General features: G+C 55.1%; 18 protein-coding genes. 12 read left to right on the plus strand and 6 right to left on the minus strand.

Going from position 1 to position 18,667, the window contains the following annotated elements:
• Window positions 1-39: 39 nt before the first annotated feature.
• The 3 genes from ansA (at window position 40) to ACOTX4_RS10565 (ending at window position 3,183) form a co-directional block, all read left to right on the plus strand.
• Complete coding sequence (ansA, locus tag ACOTX4_RS10555; RefSeq protein WP_023303507.1) at window positions 40-1,056, plus strand: asparaginase; 1,017 nt, start codon at window positions 40-42, stop codon at window positions 1,054-1,056.
• 9 nt (window positions 1,057-1,065) lie between these two features.
• A complete protein-coding gene (gene pncA / locus ACOTX4_RS10560; RefSeq protein ID WP_045330567.1) occupies window positions 1,066-1,707 on the plus strand; it encodes a bifunctional nicotinamidase/pyrazinamidase in 642 nt (213 codons plus the stop codon).
• A gap of 219 nt (window positions 1,708-1,926) precedes the next feature.
• Window positions 1,927-3,183, plus strand: a complete 1,257-nt coding sequence (locus tag ACOTX4_RS10565) for a glycoside hydrolase family 18 protein (RefSeq protein WP_045330566.1) — start codon at window positions 1,927-1,929, stop codon at window positions 3,181-3,183.
• Window positions 3,184-3,243: 60 nt separating this feature from the next.
• Here the strand turns inward: ACOTX4_RS10565 and ACOTX4_RS10570 are convergent, their stop codons facing one another.
• Window positions 3,244-3,522, minus strand: coding sequence for a YeaC family protein (locus ACOTX4_RS10570; RefSeq protein WP_003857863.1), 279 nt, complete (start codon window positions 3,520-3,522; stop codon window positions 3,244-3,246).
• A 41-nt stretch (window positions 3,523-3,563) separates the two neighbouring features.
• On the minus strand, window positions 3,564-3,977 hold the full coding sequence (msrB, locus tag ACOTX4_RS10575) for a peptide-methionine (R)-S-oxide reductase MsrB (protein ID WP_003857865.1): 414 nt from the start codon (window positions 3,975-3,977) through the stop codon (window positions 3,564-3,566).
• Window positions 3,978-4,318: 341 nt separating this feature from the next.
• Between msrB and gapA the strand changes: the two genes are divergently transcribed.
• Window positions 4,319-5,314, plus strand: a complete 996-nt coding sequence (gene gapA, locus ACOTX4_RS10580; protein WP_006809136.1) for a glyceraldehyde-3-phosphate dehydrogenase — start codon at window positions 4,319-4,321, stop codon at window positions 5,312-5,314.
• A gap of 74 nt (window positions 5,315-5,388) precedes the next feature.
• Window positions 5,389-6,273: a D-hexose-6-phosphate mutarotase gene (locus tag ACOTX4_RS10585; RefSeq protein ID WP_045330565.1), complete on the plus strand. Its 885-nt coding sequence runs from the start codon at window positions 5,389-5,391 to the stop codon at window positions 6,271-6,273.
• A 67-nt stretch (window positions 6,274-6,340) separates the two neighbouring features.
• Here the strand turns inward: ACOTX4_RS10585 and ACOTX4_RS10590 are convergent, their stop codons facing one another.
• Entirely contained in the window at window positions 6,341-7,087 is a 747-nt protein-coding gene (locus ACOTX4_RS10590) for a MipA/OmpV family protein (protein ID WP_022650867.1), read from the minus strand.
• Window positions 7,088-7,519: 432 nt separating this feature from the next.
• On the opposite strand from ACOTX4_RS10590, the gene yeaG reads away from it, so the two are divergent.
• The 3 genes from yeaG to ACOTX4_RS10605 all read left to right on the plus strand — a co-directional run bounded on the left by yeaG (window position 7,520) and on the right by ACOTX4_RS10605 (window position 11,427).
• Entirely contained in the window at window positions 7,520-9,454 is a 1,935-nt protein-coding gene (yeaG, locus tag ACOTX4_RS10595) for a protein kinase YeaG (RefSeq protein WP_045330564.1), read from the plus strand.
• An 89-nt stretch (window positions 9,455-9,543) separates the two neighbouring features.
• Window positions 9,544-10,827, plus strand: coding sequence for a YeaH/YhbH family protein (locus ACOTX4_RS10600; protein ID WP_017384692.1), 1,284 nt, complete (start codon window positions 9,544-9,546; stop codon window positions 10,825-10,827).
• Window positions 10,828-10,926: 99 nt separating this feature from the next.
• Window positions 10,927-11,427: a YbaK/prolyl-tRNA synthetase associated domain-containing protein gene (locus ACOTX4_RS10605; protein WP_022650816.1), complete on the plus strand. Its 501-nt coding sequence runs from the start codon at window positions 10,927-10,929 to the stop codon at window positions 11,425-11,427.
• A 20-nt stretch (window positions 11,428-11,447) separates the two neighbouring features.
• Here the strand turns inward: ACOTX4_RS10605 and yoaI are convergent, their stop codons facing one another.
• Window positions 11,448-11,549, minus strand: a complete 102-nt coding sequence (gene yoaI / locus ACOTX4_RS10610; protein WP_017384693.1) for a small membrane protein YoaI — start codon at window positions 11,547-11,549, stop codon at window positions 11,448-11,450.
• Between the two features lie 287 nt (window positions 11,550-11,836).
• On the opposite strand from yoaI, the gene ACOTX4_RS10615 reads away from it, so the two are divergent.
• From ACOTX4_RS10615 to ACOTX4_RS10625, 3 genes are all read left to right on the plus strand, one after another.
• On the plus strand, window positions 11,837-13,168 hold the full coding sequence (locus ACOTX4_RS10615; protein ID WP_044596273.1) for a glycoside-pentoside-hexuronide (GPH):cation symporter: 1,332 nt from the start codon (window positions 11,837-11,839) through the stop codon (window positions 13,166-13,168).
• Between the two features lie 15 nt (window positions 13,169-13,183).
• On the plus strand, window positions 13,184-15,220 hold the full coding sequence (locus ACOTX4_RS10620) for a TIM-barrel domain-containing protein (protein WP_045330562.1): 2,037 nt from the start codon (window positions 13,184-13,186) through the stop codon (window positions 15,218-15,220).
• 106 nt (window positions 15,221-15,326) lie between these two features.
• Window positions 15,327-15,773, plus strand: coding sequence for a DUF441 domain-containing protein (locus ACOTX4_RS10625; protein ID WP_003857881.1), 447 nt, complete (start codon window positions 15,327-15,329; stop codon window positions 15,771-15,773).
• Here the strand turns inward: ACOTX4_RS10625 and ACOTX4_RS10630 are convergent.
• Window positions 15,757-16,548, minus strand: coding sequence for an AraC family transcriptional regulator (locus ACOTX4_RS10630; protein WP_022650813.1), 792 nt, complete (start codon window positions 16,546-16,548; stop codon window positions 15,757-15,759). The genes ACOTX4_RS10625 and ACOTX4_RS10630 overlap by 17 nt on opposite strands.
• 99 nt (window positions 16,549-16,647) lie before the next feature.
• On the opposite strand from ACOTX4_RS10630, the gene ACOTX4_RS10635 reads away from it, so the two are divergent.
• A complete protein-coding gene (locus tag ACOTX4_RS10635; protein ID WP_023324471.1) occupies window positions 16,648-17,835 on the plus strand; it encodes a CynX/NimT family MFS transporter in 1,188 nt (395 codons plus the stop codon).
• Window positions 17,836-17,866: 31 nt separating this feature from the next.
• Here the strand turns inward: ACOTX4_RS10635 and ACOTX4_RS10640 are convergent, their stop codons facing one another.
• A complete protein-coding gene (locus ACOTX4_RS10640; RefSeq protein WP_022650811.1) occupies window positions 17,867-18,574 on the minus strand; it encodes a CTP synthase C-terminal region-related (seleno)protein in 708 nt (235 codons plus the stop codon).
• Window positions 18,575-18,667 lie beyond the last annotated feature (93 nt).

Genomic DNA, 18,667 nt, shown 5'->3' on the forward strand with positions numbered 1-18,667 from the left:
GAGGGGATTTTTTCTTTTGAAGAACAAGAACTCATTACCATGCAGAAGAAATCAATATATGTCGCCTATACTGGCGGTACCATCGGTATGCAGCGCTCAGAAAATGGCTATATCCCGGTTTCCGGCCACTTGCAGCGCCAGCTGGCGCTGATGCCTGAATTTCACCGTCCGGAAATGCCGGACTTTACCATCCACGAATATGAGCCGCTGATGGACTCCTCCGACATGACGCCGGAAGACTGGCAGCATATTGCGGACGATATTAAAGCCCATTACGACCAGTACGACGGCTTCGTGATCCTTCACGGCACCGACACCATGGCGTTCACCGCCTCGGCGCTCTCCTTCATGCTGGAGAACCTGAGCAAGCCCGTCATCGTGACCGGCTCGCAGATCCCGCTGGCGGAACTGCGTTCAGACGGGCAGATCAACCTGCTTAACTCCCTGTACGTGGCCGCTAATTACCCGATCAACGAGGTAACGCTGTTCTTCAACAACCGACTGTACCGCGGGAACCGTACCACTAAAGCGCACGCCGATGGCTTTGACGCTTTTGCCTCACCTAACCTGCAACCGCTGCTGGAAGCGGGGATCCATATCCGTCGTCTGGGCACGCCGCCCGCGCCAAATACCGCAGGCGAGCTGATCGTTCACCCCATTACCCCGCAGCCGATTGGCGTGGTGACGATTTACCCGGGTATTTCCGCCGACGTGGTGCGCAACTTCCTGCGCCAGCCGGTGAAGGCGCTGATCCTGCGCTCCTATGGTGTGGGTAACGCCCCGCAGAACGGTGAGTTCCTGAAAGAGCTTCAGGAGGCGAGCGATCGCGGGATTGTGGTGGTCAACCTCACCCAGTGTATGTCCGGCAAGGTCAATATGGGCGGCTACGCCACCGGTAATGCTCTGGCTCACGCAGGCGTGATAAGTGGTTTCGATATGACCGTTGAGGCAACGCTGACTAAACTTCACTATTTACTGAGTCAGGATCTGGATATTGATTCCATTCGCCGCGCCATGATGCAAAACCTGCGCGGTGAACTGACGCCGGACGAATAAGGAGATCCCATGAAGCAACGCGCCCTGTTACTGGTCGATTTGCAAAATGATTTCTGTGCGGGTGGTGCGCTGGCCGTCGCGGAAGGCGACAGCACCGTAGACGTCGCGAATTCGCTGATTGCGTGGTGTAAAGCTCGTGGTGAAGCGGTGGTGGCGAGTCAGGACTGGCATCCGGCAAACCACGGCAGCTTTGCCCGCCAGCACAACGTTGAGCCTTACAGCCAGGGCGATCTGGACGGGCTGGCGCAAAACTTCTGGCCCGATCACTGCGTGCAGCAGACGGAGGGCGCTGAGCTGCATCCGCTGCTGAACCAGAAGGCCATCGACGCGGTGTTCCACAAAGGTGAAAACCCAACCATCGACAGCTACAGCGCGTTCTTTGATAACGGTCATCGTCAGAAGACGGCGCTGGACGCGTGGTTGCGCCACCATGAGATCACCGAGCTGATTGTGCTGGGCCTGGCGACGGATTACTGCGTGAAGTTCACCGTGCTGGATGCGCTCCAGTTGGGCTATACCGTGAATGTCATCACCGACGGCTGTCGCGGAGTGAATATTCAGCCGCATGACAGCGCTCAGGCGTTTATGGATATGGCCGCAGAAGGCGCAACGCTGTATACGCTGGCTGACTGGATGGAGACGCAGGCGTAAGCTTTTTAGCCGGGTGACGGCTTAGCCTTACCCGGCCTACTTTCTCTGGTTTTGTAGACCGGATAAGCGTCAGCGCCACCCGGCATTTCTTCCCCAATCCCCATAAAGTGAACTCCCTCGCATCACAAGCGAAACGGCGATGCTATTCTCTTCAGGCTGTTTTTTCGCCACGCCTTTTCTGTGGCGTGGTTATTTTTATTCAGTCAAAGAGGAAATTATATGAAACGTTTGCCCTTGCTGGCAGCATTACCCTTGCTTTGCGCGTCACTGGCTTCCGCTGCGCCCCTGATGTCCGTGGGTTACTTCAATGGCGGTGGCGATGTTACCGCCGGACCGGGTGGCGATATTAATAAACTCGACGTCCGCCAGATCACCCACCTCAACTACTCGTTTGGTCTGGTCTATAACAACGAGAAAGACGAAACCAACGCCGCGCTGAAAGATCCGGCAAAACTGCATCAAATCTGGTTATCACCCAAGGTGGCATCCGATCTGGCGTTACTTCCTCAGCTTCGTAAACAAAACCCGAACCTGAAAGTCCTGCTTTCCGTTGGCGGCTGGGGCGCGCGAGGATTTTCTGGCGCAGCGGCAACCAAAGAGAGTCGCGCGGTGTTTATTCGCTCCGCGCAGGAGATCGTCAGTCAATACGGCCTGGACGGGATCGACCTGGACTGGGAATATCCGGTCAACGGCGCGTGGGGACTTGTCGAAAGCACCCCTGCCGACCGGGATAATTTCACCGCGCTGTTAAAAGAGATGCGTGACGCGTTTGGTAAGAAAAAGCTGGTCACGATTGCGGTGGGCGCGAATGCGGAAAGTCCGAAAAGCTGGGTGGATGTGAAAGCCATTGCCCCCCTGCTTGATTACATCAACCTGATGACCTACGACATGGCGTACGGTACTCAGTATTTTAACGCGAATCTGTATGACTCCAGCGACTGGCCAACGGTAACTGCCGCAGACAAATACAGCGTCGATTTTGTGGTGAATAACTATCTGGCCGCCGGGCTGAAGCCGCAGCAGATGAACCTCGGAATTGGTTTCTATGGGCGCGTGCCGAAACGTGCCGTAGAGCCAGGGATCGACTGGAGCAAACCAGACGCACAAAACAATCCGGTGACGCAGCCCTACTTCGGGCCGCAGGAACTGGGCCTGTTCAAATCGCTTGGCTATGATCTGACCAAAGATACCTATGTGAAATACAACGATATCGTCCGCAAGCTGCTGAACGATCCGCAGAAACGCTTTACCGAGCACTGGGACGAACAGGCGAAGGTGCCGTGGCTGTCGGTGAAATCCGCCGACGGGAAGGCGCTGTTTGCGATTTCCTATGAGAACCCGCGCTCCGTGGCGATCAAAGCGGATTACATCAAGGAGAAAGGTCTGGCCGGCGCCATGTTCTGGGAGTATGGGGCTGACGACGAAAACCAGCTCGCGAAACAGCTGGCGGAGTCGCTTGGGATCCCGCATCAGTAGTAAGACAATCAAGCCCTCTCCCTTTGGGAGAGGGTTGGGTGAGGGCATAAACCCGCACCGTTATTGCATTTTCATCGTCGCAATCGGCTTCGGCGTGATGCCGAAGTCTTCTTTTAACTCGCGCTTGCTTTTCATCACCATCTGACCGTTAGTGTCGATGGTCATGTGCTGGGCGTCGGTATTGTGACGCGCCTGCCACAGCATCACCAGCTGCAAGCTGTTCTCTTTTTGCTCAGGTGTGAGCGCCACACCGTCCGGCCATTTTCCCAGCTCAACGGCCGTCACCAGACGCTGATAAACCTCCGGGGTCATACCTGCAATCATGTCATCAATATTCATGATCTCTCCCTTTCAAAGGAATAATTTGCTGAATCGTTTTTTCAACCCTTGGTCTGGTCGCCGTTTTCATCATCGGTAAAGCTCATGGAAGCCGAATTTACGCAGAAACGCTCCCCCGTCGGCTGCGGGCCATCCGGGAAGACATGCCCGAGATGGGCGTCGCAGTTCCCGCAACGAATTTCGGTGCGCACCATGCCGTGCGAGGTGTCCGTCAGGTAGCGGATCGCATCATCGCTGACAGGCTCGTAAAAACTCGGCCAGCCGCAGCCAGAATCGTACTTCGTCTGGGAGTTAAACAGCGGTGCATCACACACCAGGCAGTGGTAGACGCCTTCCCGTTTATTGTGCAGCAAACGCCCGGAAAACGGCGGTTCTGTGCCGTGATTTTGCGTCACGTAAAACTGCATCTCTGTAAGGTTTTTTTTCAAATCGTCGGGGTTACGTTGGTTCGACATATGCTTACATCTCGCTGTTGAAACAGACATCTTTTAACCCAGATTCTAACAAAACATTAACACCCGCGCGTGCACTTTTGTTCTAAACTTATGTGTCGCGAAAAGGCGGTCAGGCAATTGTGATCAATTTCACATTTTAATCCTGCGAGGTCTTTAAAATTCCGGGCGCAGCCCCCATGTGGTTGCTAGCTCAAAGGGAAAGTGAGGCGAGTCAGTCGCACAAACGTTAGACACAGGATTGATTTGTCGCAATGATTGACACGATTCCGCTTGACGCTGCGTAAGGTTTTTGTAATTTTACAGGCAACCTTTTATTCACTAACAAATAGCTGGTGGAATATATGACTATCAAAGTAGGTATCAACGGTTTTGGCCGTATCGGCCGTATTGTTTTCCGTGCTGCTCAGAAACGTTCTGACATCGAAATCGTTGGTATCAACGATCTCCTGGACGCTGAATACATGGCGTACATGCTGAAGTACGACTCAACTCACGGTCGTTTCGACGGCACCGTTGAAGTGAAAGACGGCCACCTGGTTGTTAACGGCAAAACCATCCGCGTTACTGCTGAGAAAGACCCAGCTAACCTGAAATGGAACGAAATCGGTGTTGACGTTGTAGCTGAAGCTACCGGTATCTTCCTGACCGACGAAACTGCACGTAAACACATCACTGCGGGTGCGAAGAAAGTTGTTCTGACTGGTCCTTCCAAAGACAACACCCCAATGTTCGTTCGCGGTGCAAACTTCGAAACTTACGCTGGCCAGGACATCGTTTCCAACGCATCCTGCACCACCAACTGCCTGGCACCGCTGGCTAAAGTTATCAACGACAACTTCGGCATCATCGAAGGTCTGATGACTACCGTTCACGCTACCACCGCTACTCAGAAAACCGTTGATGGCCCGTCTCACAAAGACTGGCGCGGCGGCCGTGGCGCGGCTCAGAACATCATCCCATCTTCTACCGGTGCTGCTAAAGCAGTAGGTAAAGTACTGCCAGAACTGAATGGCAAACTGACTGGTATGGCGTTCCGCGTTCCAACTCCTAACGTATCCGTTGTTGACCTGACCGTTCGTCTGGAAAAAGCTGCTTCTTATGAAGAAATTAAGAAAGCAATCAAAGCTGCTTCCGAAGGCCCAATGAAAGGTGTTCTGGGTTACACCGAAGACGACGTTGTATCTACCGATTTCAACGGCGAAGTGTGCACTTCCGTGTTCGATGCTAAAGCAGGTATCGCACTGAACGACAACTTCGTGAAACTGGTTTCCTGGTACGACAACGAAACTGGCTACTCTAACAAAGTACTGGACCTGATCGCTCACATCTCCAAATAAGTTGAGATGAGTGCTTGATCCTAAAAGGCGACTTCGGTCGCCTTTTTTATTGTTTTTAGACAGAGGATTGCTTAATGATTAATAAAATTTTTGCACTTCCGGTAGTCGAACAACTTACCCCTGTGCTCTCCCGCCGTCAGATTGACGGTGCCGATATCATCGTCGTTGATCATCCGCGCGTTAAAGCCTCCGTCGCGCTCAATGGCGCCCACCTGCTCTCCTGGAAACCAGAAGGTGAAGAAGAAGGCCTGTGGCTGAGCGAGGCCACCTCGTTCAAAAGAGGGGCGGCGATCCGCGGCGGCGTACCGATTTGCTGGCCATGGTTTGGCCCGTCAGCGCAGCAGGGATTACCGTCTCACGGTTTCGCCCGTAACCAGCAGTGGACGCTGAAAGCCCACAACGAAGATGAAAACGGCGCGGTGTTGACCTTTGAGCTCCAGGCGAATGATGAAACGCGCCCCCTGTGGCCACATGAATTCACCCTGTATGCCCGCTTCAAGCTGGGTAAAACCTGCGAGATTGAACTGGAAGCGCACGGCGAATTCGAAACAACGTCCGCCCTGCACACCTATTTCAACGTAGGCGACATTCAGGCCGTTAAGGTGAGCGGACTTGGCGATACCTTTATCGACAAAGTGGATAACGCGAAAGAAGGCAAGCTGGACGACGGCGTGCAGACTTTCCCGGATCGTACCGACCGCGTGTATCTGCACCCGGAAGCCTGTAGCGTCATCCACGACAGCGCGCTGAACCGCGGTATTGATGTGGTTCATCACCACCACAGCAACGTGGTGGGCTGGAACCCGGGCCCTGCCCTTTCCATCAGCATGGCGGATATCCCGGATGACGGTTACAAGACCTTCGTGTGCGTGGAAACCGCGTGCGTGACCGCGCCGCAGAAAACCAGCGAAGAAAAACCGTCCCGCTTAGGCCAGACGATCAAGATTGTGAAGCGCTAATATTGTTCAGGCATCATAAAAAAACAAACGGGGCGCTAGCGCCCCGTTTTAATGCATCACGTTCTGGTCAGAACTTGTAGGTCACACCCACGGAGAAGATGCCAGACCAGGACTTGTCGACCATCGGGCTGTCTTTCACTTCATCACTCAGACGAATGTAACGGCCAGTACCGTACACATTCCAGTCACCGAGGAAGTTATACGATGCGGTGAGTTCCAGGTACGGGTCCCAGCCATCATCCGCGCTGTAGCTATTCAAACCACTGCGGCGAGACTCCGCTTTAGACACGCCATAGTAGTAGTCGTTGTAATTTTCGCTGCTGTACTGCACACCGATACCCGGCGTCAGCGTCACTGCGCCGTTGGTATAGCGGTAAAGCCACGCCAGATCCCAGATGAAGCCGTTGCTGTTGTCCAGGGTATCGCCCGCCAGCGCAGTGCGCAGGAAGCCATACTCGGTATTATGGACGTAAGAAAGCCCCGCCATCAGTGAGCTTCTGCGTTTGTCCAGTTGACGAAGCGCATTGCTGTCGCTGTCGCCTGGTTTAAAGTGCGTTGGGTCGTAATAGGCCATGATGGAGAGCTTATCGGCCGTATCGTTCCACAGATAGTAGCCGCCGCCCAACCCACGGAACCAGAAGTTATCGCCTTCATAGGTGACAACGGGGACAGGATAAACGTCGCGGTCATACTGCTTGTACGGGCTGTTAATCACGCCAGCACCCGCGCCAACAGTCCACTGGCTCTCAGCCTGTACGGTGCTCGCTGCGGTAGCGGCAAGGATGCCCAATGCCAGAAGTTTGAGTTTGGTCACAATCCATTCTTTCCTGTAGTCAAATAATCAGCGGGTGAAGTGTAACCGCCATTCCCGTACATCCCAAAATTTTTTGCGCACTAATCCGTTTGATTAACCCGTTATTTTTCATTTTTCAGATGACATCCCGCTTTCATTTATGTGACCGATAAATGAAAAACCCGCTTTTCGCTTATAACCGCAGTGGAAATTTTTGGATGAGTTATTGATATGTCATTGAAAGTAGATTTTATCCGTATGCAAGTTTTGCAATTGCCATCTACGCTTTAATTTAAGAAGAGGTTTTGCTGAACACCCTGCGGTTCATAGCCTTCGACCTGGCACACAGGTTGCTGCTCTGGCAGTGAGGTGCGAAAAATTCTCTTCCGGGAGCCTCCACTACTCATACGAACGGCTCTTATCCTGTGCTAAAAAACGAAAGGACGGCATGCCATGAATATATTCGATCACTATCGCCAGCGCTACGAAGCTGCCAAGGACGAAGAGTTCACACTGCAGGAGTTTCTTACCATTTGTCGGCAAGATCGCAGTGCCTATGCCAATGCGGCAGAACGGCTATTGATGGCTATTGGTGAGCCAAACATGGTTGATACTGCCCTGGAGCCACGGCTTTCCCGTCTCTTTTCGAATCGGGTGGTCGCCCGATACCCGGCGTTTGAAGAGTTCTATGGCATGGAAGATGCCATTGAGCAGATCGTCTCCTACCTGAAGCATGCCGCTCAGGGGCTGGAAGAGAAGAAGCAGATCCTTTACCTGCTGGGTCCTGTCGGTGGGGGTAAATCCTCCCTGGCTGAACGGCTGAAAGCGCTGATGCAGCGCGTGCCGATCTATGTGCTGAGCGCCAACGGCGAGCGCAGCCCGGTCAATGACCATCCGCTGTGCCTGTTTAATCCGCAAGAGGATGCGCAAATTCTGGAAAAAGAGTTTGGCATTCCGCATCGCTATCTCGGTACGATCATGTCGCCGTGGGCGGCAAAACGTCTGCACGAGTTTGGCGGGGACATTACCAAATTCCGCGTCGTGAAAGTGTGGCCGTCTATCCTCGAGCAGATCGCCATTGCCAAAACAGAACCCGGTGACGAGAACAACCAGGATATCTCGGCGCTGGTGGGTAAAGTCGATATCCGTAAGCTGGAGCATCACGCGCAAAACGACCCGGATGCCTACGGCTATTCCGGTGCGCTGTGCCGTGCCAACCAGGGGATTATGGAATTCGTCGAGATGTTTAAAGCACCGATCAAAGTGCTGCATCCGCTGCTGACCGCCACCCAGGAGGGGAACTACAACGGGACGGAAGGTATTTCCGCCCTGCCGTTTAACGGGATTATCCTTGCCCACTCTAACGAATCTGAATGGGTGACCTTCCGTAACAACAAAAACAATGAGGCGTTCCTTGACCGTGTGTACATCGTCAAAGTGCCTTATTGCCTGCGGATCTCCGAGGAGATCAAGATTTACGAAAAATTGCTCAACCACAGTGAGCTGGTCCATGCCCCTTGCGCACCGGGAACGCTGGAAACGCTGTCGCGCTTCTCGATCCTGTCGCGCCTGAAAGAGCCGGAAAACTCCAGCATCTACTCAAAAATGCGCGTGTATGACGGCGAAAGCCTGAAGGATACCGACCCGAAAGCGAAATCGTACCAGGAATACCGCGATTACGCCGGGGTCGACGAAGGGATGAACGGTCTGTCGACGCGTTTCGCGTTTAAGATCCTCTCCCGCGTCTTTAACTTCGACCACACGGAGGTGGCCGCCAACCCGGTACATCTGTTCTACGTGCTGGAACAGCAAATTGAACGTGAACAGTTCCCACAGGAGCAGGCTGAACGCTACCTGGAGTTCCTGAAAGGCTACCTGATCCCGAAATACGCCGAGTTCATTGGCAAAGAGATCCAGACCGCCTATCTGGAATCCTATTCCGAATACGGCCAGAACATCTTCGACCGGTACGTCACTTACGCTGACTTCTGGATCCAGGATCAGGAGTATCGCGACCCGGATACCGGCCAGCTGTTTGACCGTGAATCCCTGAACGCGGAACTTGAAAAAATCGAGAAACCAGCCGGGATCAGCAACCCGAAAGACTTCCGAAACGAGATTGTGAACTTCGTGCTGCGCGCCAGAGCGCATAACAACGGCCGCAATCCGAACTGGACCAGCTACGAAAAACTGCGCACCGTTATAGAGAAGAAAATGTTCTCTAACACGGAAGAGCTGTTGCCGGTTATCTCGTTCAACGCCAAAACCTCAACCGACGAGCAGAAAAAGCACGACGATTTTGTCGACCGTATGATGGAAAAAGGCTATACGCGCAAACAGGTCCGCCTGCTTTGTGAATGGTATCTGCGCGTGCGTAAATCGTCTTAAAACAAGTGCCCGGTAACGCGCTTACCGGGCCAACAAAATGTCCGGCACTTACGGACGCTGCAAGTTGGCAAATGCAGTACGGGGGATATATGACCTGGTTTATTGACCGGCGTCTTAACGGCAAAAACAAGAGCACGGTGAATCGCCAGCGCTTCTTGCGCCGTTATAAAGCGCAAATTAAACAGTCGATCTCCGAGGCCATCAACAAACGCTCGGTGACCGACGTCGACAGCGGCGAATCCGTCTCCATCCCCAACGATGACATCAGCGAACCGATGTTTCATCAGGGGCGTGGCGGCCTTCGCCATCGTGTACACCCAGGTAATGACCACTTCGTCCAGAATGACAGAATCGAGCGACCCCAGGGCGGAGGCGGCGGTTCTGGCAGCGGTCAGGGGCAAGCCAGCCAGGACGGAGAAGGCCAGGATGAGTTTGTCTTCCAGATTTCAAAAGACGAATATCTCGATCTGCTGTTTGAGGATCTGGCCCTGCCGAATCTGAGAAAGAATCAGCACCGTCAGCTCAACGAATACAAAACCCATCGTGCGGGCTATACCGCAAATGGGGTGCCCGCCAACATCAGCGTGGTGCGTTCACTGCAAAACTCGCTGGCGCGACGCACGGCGATGACGGCAGGCAAACGGCGCGAACTGCGCGAGCTGGAAACCAGCCTGAAAGTAGTGGAAAACACGGAACCGGCGCAACTGCTGGAAGAGGAGCGCCTGCGAAAAGAGATTGCCGAACTGCGGGCGAAGATCGACCGGGTGCCGTTTATCGACACGTTCGACCTGCGCTACAAGAACTACGAAAAACGCCCTGAGCCTTCCAGCCAGGCGGTGATGTTCTGCCTGATGGACGTGTCAGGTTCAATGGATCAGGCCACCAAGGATATGGCTAAGCGTTTTTATATTCTGCTCTATCTGTTCCTGAGCAGAACGTATAAGAACGTGGAGGTGGTCTACATCCGCCATCACACTCAGGCGAAAGAGGTGGATGAACATGAGTTCTTCTACTCGCAGGAGACCGGTGGCACCATCGTGTCGAGCGCCCTGAAGCTGATGGATGAGGTAGTGAAGGAGCGCTACGATCCGGCGCAGTGGAACATCTACGCCGCGCAGGCATCGGATGGCGATAACTGGGCGGATGACTCGCCGCTGTGTCATGAAATTCTGGCGAAGAAGATCCTGCCGGTGGTGCGTTACTACAGCTACATTGAAATTACCCGTCGCGCCCACCAGACGCTATGGCGTGAGTATGAGCATCTGCAAGCGATGTTTGATAACTTTGCGATGCAGCACATTCGTGACCAGGATGACATCTATCCGGTCTTCCGGGAACTGTTCCAGAAACAGTCATCCACCAGCAACGCATGACCCAACAGCCAGCGCTCCCGCTGGCTGTTTTCTTTCAGCCCTCTCCGTCCCGTGCTAATGTAGCAAGCTACGTATTGGCAAATCACAGGTGAAATCGTTATGTCTGATGACGTGACCGGGACGACGACCCATCAGCGCCTAATCAGCTTATTAACCGAGCAGGAGGCGCGCTTTCGCGTGGTGGCGCATGAGGCCGTTGGGAAATGCGAAGCGGTCAGTGAAATTCGCGGGACCGATCTCCGGCAGGGTGCAAAAGCACTGGTCTGCAAGGTAAAAGGCAACGGCGTTAAGAAACATATTCTGGCAATCCTTGCCGCCGATCGGCAGGCCGATCTGAGCCTGCTGGCCAGCCATTTCGGTGGGCTAAAGGCCTCTCTCGCCAGTCCGGCAGAAGTGGATGCGCTTACCGGCTGCGTTTTCGGCGCCATTCCCCCCTTCAGCTTTCATCCGGATCTGACGCTGGTCGCCGATCCGCTGCTGTTTGAGCGCTTCGATGAAATCGCCTTTAACGCCGGCCTGCTGGAAAAATCGGTGATAATGGATACCCAGGACTATCTGCGTATCGCCCGTCCTGAACTGGTGACGTTCCGTAAACAATAAATACAGCGGCTGGCTAACGGTCAGCCGTTTTCCAGCAGCAGCACGGAAGCAATCAAAATAATCGCGATGATAAAAAATGATGAGGAAATAATTAGCGTTTCGACAAACATAGGATCGTTCATGATGCCCTCTGCTTTGCCCATTTACCTCTTTTTTACTCCCCCACAATGACAGCTAAATGACAATGACGCGTCCGCGAAAAGACGATTTTTTTCGCTGAAACGATTCGCTGTTAACTATCCTTCTCCGTATAAAGTCACTGTTTAAATACTTTATTTGTTACCGGTATCACGAAAAGAAATTTACGTAACCCCGATGCCAGATCTCGCAATTGTTAACCTTTTCATCCTGGTTAACCCTGTTTACGGAGCACCTCAAAAATAAACCTTACACTGGCAAGGTGAATACAATGACCGAGATAATTACCCGTAAAGAAAAGATCAGTTATGGGTTAGGCGATATGGCGAGCCATATTGGGCTGGATAACGTCATTATTTTTCTGACGTTTTACTATACGGACGTGGTGGGGCTACCTGCCGCATTCGTGGGCACCATGTTTCTTCTGGCGAGAACCGCCGATGCCATAATAGACCCGGCGATGGGCTATATCGCTGACAGGACGCGCACGCGCTGGGGCAAATTCCGTCCCTGGATGCTGTGGCTGGCGCTGCCCTTTGGCGCAAGTTGTCTGCTGACCTACGCCGTGCCGGCGTCCCTCGATCTGCACGGTAAAATGATTTTCGCTACCGTCAGTTATACCCTGATGATGCTGATGTATACCGCAATCAATATTCCCTATTGCTCCATGGGCGCGGTGATTACGCCCGACAACGATGCGCGAATTTCCCTCCAGTCTTATCGCTTTTTCCTTGCCACTTTGGGTGGCGCGCTGTCGACATTCTTTATGATGCCGCTGGCAGAGTTTTTAGGTGGCGACGATAAATTACTGGGCTACCGCTGGGCAATGGCCATTATGGCGACCGTCGCGGTCGTCATGTTCTGGATCTGCTTCGCCAATACGCGTGAACGTATTAAGGCTCCCGCTACCCACAATAATTATCTTGCGGAACTGCGGGATTTATTACGAAACGACCAATGGCGGATTGTCGCCGTCCTGGTATTAACCAACATTGGTTTTGGCGTTATTCGCCTTGGCGCAATGATGTATTTCGTCACTTATTATCTCGGTAGCGCAAGCTATTTTATGTGGATGCTCGGGGCGCATATTCTCGGGAAAGCCGCAGGCAGCGCGCTGGCCAAACGTCTGACGCAGAACGTCAGCAAAGTGCAGATGTTTGGATACTGTTCCGTACTGGCGGGGGTACTCAGCATCGCTCTGTTCTTTGCGCCTAAGTCGGTGCTTATTCTGGTGCCCATGACGTTTATCGTCTCCACCCTTTACCAGGCCACCACCACGCTGATGTGGGTAATGATGGCGGACGTCGCCGATTACGGCGAATGGAAACAGGGCAAACGCATGGACGGCGTGATCTTCTCCACTTTCCTCGCCGTACTCAAGTTGGGGATGGCGATCAGCGGCGCGATTGTTGGCTGGACGCTGGGCTTAAGCGGTTATGTTGCCAATGCCCCGGAGCAGACCAACACGGCCATGTACTGCATCATCGCCCTCTTCACCGTCGTGCCTGGCGTCTTGTCACTCTGCGCGTTTGCCACGCTGCGCTGGTATAAGCTCGACGACAGCACAATGCAATCCATCCATCTCGCCAAACACCCTGTTTAGAAGGACACGTTATCCATGAGTGAGCTGATTCAACATTCCAACAGCATCGAATGGCGTTTTGAACGCCAGATCCTGCGTATTGAACCGTGGGGAGAAAACAGCCTGCGCGTCAGGGCCACCTGCTCCCCGGCTTTTGAGGACGCCTTACAGGCACTGTTGCCCGCCGCCCCTTGCCAGGCTGAGATTATCGCCGAAGCGGAAAGCCTGACGCTGCGCAACGGCAATATTACCGCGACGCTGAACCTTAAAGGTCAGCTGGCCTTCTACAATCAGCGCGGCGAACTGCTGCTGGAAGAGATGTGGCGCCAGCGTTCAACGGTGGGTATCGGTGCCAGCGAGAAGAGTCAGGATAAATATGTCAGCGCCCTGAAGCTGGATGGCCGTGAATTTAAGCCGCTAATGGGGGGAAAATATCAGCTCACCGTCCGGTTTGAATCGCGTCCGGATGAACGCATCTATGGCATGGGTCAGTATCAACAGCCGTGGCTGGATCTGAAAGGCTGTACGCTGGAACTGGCGCAGCGCAACTCCCAGGCCAGCGTGCCCTTTATGCAGTCCAGCCTTGGCTATGGCCTGCTGTGGAACAATCCGGCGATTGGTGAAGCCAGCTTTGCAAAAAATCAGACGGAATGGCGCGCCCGCGTGACGGGAGAAATGGACTACTGGATCACCGCCGCTGACACGGTGGCGGATATCACCCGCCAGTATGTAAAAGCCACCGGAACTCCGCCCGCCGCCCCGGCGTTTATCAGCGGGCTGTGGCAGTGCAAATTACGCTACCGTACCCAGCAGGAGGTGCTTGAGGTTGCGCGGGAGTATCGCCGCCGTAATCTGCCGCTGTCGGTAATGGTCATCGACTTTTTCCACTGGCCGAATCAGGGCACCTGGTGCTTCGACCCCGTAGACTGGCCCGACCCTGAAGGGATGGTCGACGAGCTGCGCGAAATGGGTATTGCGCTGATGGTGTCGGTGTGGCCAACGGTAGAGGCGCGCAGCCCTCTCTATCCGCTGATGAAAGCCAAAGGCTGGCTGGTCAGCAGTGAACGTGGCGTGCAGGTCAACCTCGACTTTATGGGCAATACCACCTTCTTTGATGCGACCCATCCTGAGGCGCGGAAATTCGTCTGGGATACGGTGAAGAAAAATTACTACGACATGGGCATTAAGCTGTTCTGGCTGGACGAAGCGGAACCGGAATACCGCGCCTATGATTTTGACAACTATCGCTACCACGCCGGTCCGGTACTGGAAGTGGGCAATCGCTACCCGCGTGATTTTGCGCAGGGCTTTTACGATGGGCTCCAGGCAAACGGTGAAACCGACATTGTTAACCTTGTACGCTGCGCCTGGGCAGGCAGCCAGCGATTCGGCGTGCTGGCGTGGTCGGGTGATGTCCACTCCTCATTCCATGCTTTTCGCAATCAACTCGCCGCGGGACTGAATATGGGGCTGGCGGGGATCCCATGGTGGACGACCGATATCGGCGGCTTCCAGGGAGGGAACGTTAACGACCCGGCGTTCCACGAATTACTGATCCGTTGGTTCCAGTGGGCGGTGTTTACACCGGTTCTACGCATGCACGGCTATCGCGAACCGCAGATCCAGCCTCCGGAGCGCTACCGTGACGGCATTCCTCAGTGTAACAGCGGTTCGCCTAATGAGCTGTGGAGTTACGGAGAAGAGAATTACGCCATCATGCAGCGCTGGCTTACCGTGCGCGAAACCCTGCGCCCGTATATTGACGCGTTGTACCAGCAGGCTCATCTGCACGGAGACCCGCTCATGCGTCCGCTATTCTGGCACTATCCGCAGGACAAGCAGAGCTGGGCGTGTGAAGATCAGTATCTGTTTGGCGAAGATCTTCTGGTGGCACCGGTTATGCAGGCCGGCCAGCGTGAGCGCGATGTCTGGCTGCCGACGGGCAATAGCTGGGTCGCTCTCAACGGTGAGCGCTACGCCGGTGGGGAGCATATCCGGGTGCCTGCGGCGCTGGAAACCATCCCGGTGTTTATCCGCGAAGGGAGTCCGCTTATCCAGCAACTGGTGGACTGACGTCAGGCAAGTGCCCAAAGATAGACAATTTTTTCAGTAAAGCCTGCCTGCCGACGCGTTTGCGCGTAAAGTAAGCAGGCTTACTATTTTTGGCAAGGATCCCGTCATGTTCGACCCTACACTGCTCATACTTCTGGCCCTGGCTGCACTGGGTTTTGTCAGCCACAACACCACCGTCGCGATTTCCATTCTGGTCCTGATCATCGTTCGCGTCACACCGTTGAACACCTTCTTCCCGTGGATAGAAAAACAGGGGCTTACCATCGGGATCATTATTTTGACCATCGGCGTGATGGCCCCGATTGCCAGCGGAACGCTACCGGCCTCAACGCTGCTGCACTCCTTTGTAAACTGGAAATCGCTGGTGGCGATTGCGGTGGGCGTTTTTGTCTCGTGGCTTGGCGGTCGCGGCGTGACGCTGATGAGCAGCCAGCCTTCGCTGGTGGCCGGGCTGCTGGTGGGCACCGTGTTAGGCGTGGCGCTGTTTCGTGGCGTGCCGGTTGGCCCGCTGATTGCTGCCGGTCTGGTTTCGCTGTTTATCGGGAAGTCGTAGTCAGGCTGGCGATATAGCGGGCCGGCGTCTGTCCCAGCCCTTTCTTAAACATGGTGATGAAGGCGGTGGTGGAGTCATACCCCAGCGCCTGCGCCGCCTGCTGGACCGACTTCCCGCCGATCAAAAACTGCAATGCGACAATCAGCTGGAGCTGGTGCCGCCAGCGGCGAAAGCTTAAGCCGGTCTCTTTCACCACCAGCCGCGCCAGATTGCGTTCGCTCATGGCAAAGTGGCTTGCCCACTGCGCCAGCGTCTGCCAGGCGGCAGGTTCGTTTGCCATGGTCTCACTCATCAGGCGAATTTTTGGATGCGGAGATACCGGCAGCTGTAGATGCTCCTGCGGTTGCAGGGGCAGTTCATCAAACAGGACGTCTACCAGCCTTCCCGTAGCGGGAAGAGGCAACTCTTCCCGTGACCTGTCCGCAAGCGCCAGCACCAGCTCCCGCACCAGGGGCGATATTTTCAGCGTACAGGTACGCGTCGGCAATTCGAGCGCACCGGGTTCAATAAACAGCAGGCAGAGCTGCGCGCCGGGCGTCGCCTTGTTGCTGTGCGGCGTTTGTCCTGGGATCCACACCGCATACTGGGGCGGCACCATCAGCATCGCGCTCTCCACTTCACAGGTGATCGCTCCACCCAGCGCCATAATCAGCTGCCCTTTGCGGTGCTGATGCAGCGGAATAAATTGTTCCTGTGCCACCACGCGGATGCGAAAGGCCACCGCCGCGTCGTGCTGGCTATCGGGATCGTAGCCGTCGAGCCCCAGTCCGTACATAAAGTTGTCCGATATTAGCGATAAACTGTCATTTTAGCCTGATTTCAACCACAACTTAAATCGGTATGGTATGCGCTCGCCTGAACGTAAGAGACAATAATGACTACTGCTATTCAACCTTCCGGGAAACAGGGTGCACTGCTGGTTGCAGGCATCCTGATGATCGCCACGACGCTGCGCGTCACATTTACCGGTGTCGCCCCCCTGCTCGACACCATCCGACAGGACTATGGCTTAAGCACGGCGCAAACCGGCCTGCTCACAACGCTGCCCCTGCTTGCCTTCGCCTTTATCTCTCCCCTTGCCGCAGGCGTCGCCCGGCGCCTAGGCATGGAGCGCAGCCTTTTTATCGCTCTGCTGCTGATTTGCATCGGGATTGGCGTACGTTCGCTGCCGTCGGCCGCGCTGCTGTTTATCGGTACGGCGATCGTGGGCTGTGGGATTGCGCTGGGCAATGTCCTGTTACCTGGCTTAATCAAACGTGATTTTCCGGGCCAGGTCGCAAAACTCACGGGGGCGTATTCGCTGACGATGGGGGCCGCCGCTGCCGCAGGGTCGGCGCTGATCGTCCCGCTGTCGCTGGGGAGTGGTGGCTGGCACGGAGCGCTGTTGATGCTGATGTTCTTCCCGCTGGTGGCGCTGCTGCTGTGGTTACCGCAATGGCGCCAGAGGCCGGCCGCCACCCTGACCGGCGCGGGCGCGTTGCACAACCGGGCTATCTGGCGCTCGGCACTCGCCTGGCAGGTGACGCTTTTTATGGGCATTAACTCGCTGATTTACTATGTCATTATCGGCTGGTTACCCGCGATTTTGCTTAGCCACGGCTACAGCGAAACGCAGGCTGGCTCCATGCACGGGCTTCTCCAGCTGGCAACCGCTGTTCCCGGTCTCGCCATTCCGCTGATCCTGCACCGTCTTAACGATCAGCGTGGCATAGCCGGGCTTGTCGCTCTGATGTGCGCTGTCAGTGCGGCCGGGTTCTGGTTCGCGCCGGGGCTGGCCGTCGTCTGGACGCTGGTGTTTGGCTTTGGATCCGGCGCCACCATGATCCTCGGCCTGACGTTTATCGGACTGCGCGCCAGCTCGGCACATCAGGCCGCGGCGCTCTCCGGCATGGCACAGTCGATTGGCTATCTTCTGGCGGCCTGTGGCCCACCGCTGATGGGGAAAATTCACGATACCGCCGGAGACTGGCGCATTCCGCTGCTGGCCTGTGCGCTGGCTGCGGTAGTGATGGCCCTGTGCGGCATGCTGGCCGGGCGTGACCGGGAGATCACACCCCGCTGACATTCAAGGCAGACCTGACGGTCTGCTTTTTTTATCCCTGCGCCGCCCGCAGCATGGCCTGTACCAGCACGACAGGTCGCCCTTGAAGCGCAGCCCGCTCATGCTGGAACAGGGTGATGACAAAGAAAGGATGGGTTATCAGCTCTGCCGCGCGGATCTCGCCCTGCTCGTCCCAGCCCGTTACGCGCATGTCGCCCCGCTCAAGCTGGCTGGCAAACTCAGACGAGACACCGTAATTGCAGTGATACCCCTCCTGAATTTCCGGCTTGCCATACGCTTTGGCAATCAGCGTGTTATTCCGCAACTCTATCGCGTCGGTTTTTTCTACCAGCGAGCAGGTCAGCGGCGCAATCACCATCCTTCCCTCGGTATCGGTTTCGGCATGGCCTGCATCGTGCCAGCCCAGTACATTACGCGCATACTCAATCAGCGCATGCTGGAACCCGCCGCAGGTGCCGAGAAAGGGGATGCTATTCTCACGCGCGTAACGCGCCGCAATAAACGCCGCCTCGGTGTTTTTATACGGGCTTGCCGGTACCAGCCAGATGGCATCATACCCGACGAGGTCTTCGGGGCTGGTCAGCTCAGGCGTGGCGAGCCAGTCATAATCAGCGGTGAGATCCAGAACCGCAGCGGCGTCGTCAATCGCCAGCGGGATCGCCTGGTGCGCAATAACATCAGGATTGAAATCACCAACCAGCGCAATGCGCAGCGTCGTTTTAACCGGGGAGAGTTCCATGAGAGATTCCTTATGCCGGAGGATTTTCAGATAACATAAGGAGCCTCAGACTACCGATCTTTTGCAATTATCACAATACCTTAAATTGGGTGG

It is taken from the genome of Enterobacter cloacae complex sp. IR5459 (assembly GCF_049238005.1).
GTDB classification, from domain to species: Bacteria; Pseudomonadota; Gammaproteobacteria; order Enterobacterales; family Enterobacteriaceae; genus Enterobacter; species Enterobacter hormaechei_C.

What these genes read in the sequence shown, in the direction of transcription:
- ansA (WP_023303507.1), top strand. Translation starts at nt 40, where the DNA reads ATGCAGAAGAAATCAATATATGTCGCCTATACTGGCGGTACCATCGGT.
- pncA (WP_045330567.1), top strand. Translation starts at nt 1,066, where the DNA reads ATGAAGCAACGCGCCCTGTTACTGGTCGATTTGCAAAATGATTTCTGT.
- ACOTX4_RS10565 (WP_045330566.1), top strand. Translation starts at nt 1,927, where the DNA reads ATGAAACGTTTGCCCTTGCTGGCAGCATTACCCTTGCTTTGCGCGTCA.
- ACOTX4_RS10570 (WP_003857863.1), bottom strand. Translation starts at nt 3,522, where the DNA reads ATGAATATTGATGACATGATTGCAGGTATGACCCCGGAGGTTTATCAG.
- msrB (WP_003857865.1), bottom strand. Translation starts at nt 3,977, where the DNA reads ATGTCGAACCAACGTAACCCCGACGATTTGAAAAAAAACCTTACAGAG.
- gapA (WP_006809136.1), top strand. Translation starts at nt 4,319, where the DNA reads ATGACTATCAAAGTAGGTATCAACGGTTTTGGCCGTATCGGCCGTATT.
- ACOTX4_RS10585 (WP_045330565.1), top strand. Translation starts at nt 5,389, where the DNA reads ATGATTAATAAAATTTTTGCACTTCCGGTAGTCGAACAACTTACCCCT.
- yeaG (WP_045330564.1), top strand. Translation starts at nt 7,520, where the DNA reads ATGAATATATTCGATCACTATCGCCAGCGCTACGAAGCTGCCAAGGAC.
- ACOTX4_RS10600 (WP_017384692.1), top strand. Translation starts at nt 9,544, where the DNA reads ATGACCTGGTTTATTGACCGGCGTCTTAACGGCAAAAACAAGAGCACG.
- ACOTX4_RS10605 (WP_022650816.1), top strand. Translation starts at nt 10,927, where the DNA reads ATGTCTGATGACGTGACCGGGACGACGACCCATCAGCGCCTAATCAGC.
- yoaI (WP_017384693.1), bottom strand. Translation starts at nt 11,549, where the DNA reads ATGAACGATCCTATGTTTGTCGAAACGCTAATTATTTCCTCATCATTT.
- ACOTX4_RS10615 (WP_044596273.1), top strand. Translation starts at nt 11,837, where the DNA reads ATGACCGAGATAATTACCCGTAAAGAAAAGATCAGTTATGGGTTAGGC.
- ACOTX4_RS10620 (WP_045330562.1), top strand. Translation starts at nt 13,184, where the DNA reads ATGAGTGAGCTGATTCAACATTCCAACAGCATCGAATGGCGTTTTGAA.
- ACOTX4_RS10625 (WP_003857881.1), top strand. Translation starts at nt 15,327, where the DNA reads ATGTTCGACCCTACACTGCTCATACTTCTGGCCCTGGCTGCACTGGGT.
- ACOTX4_RS10630 (WP_022650813.1), bottom strand. Translation starts at nt 16,548, where the DNA reads ATGTACGGACTGGGGCTCGACGGCTACGATCCCGATAGCCAGCACGAC.
- ACOTX4_RS10635 (WP_023324471.1), top strand. Translation starts at nt 16,648, where the DNA reads ATGACTACTGCTATTCAACCTTCCGGGAAACAGGGTGCACTGCTGGTT.
- ACOTX4_RS10640 (WP_022650811.1), bottom strand. Translation starts at nt 18,574, where the DNA reads ATGGAACTCTCCCCGGTTAAAACGACGCTGCGCATTGCGCTGGTTGGT.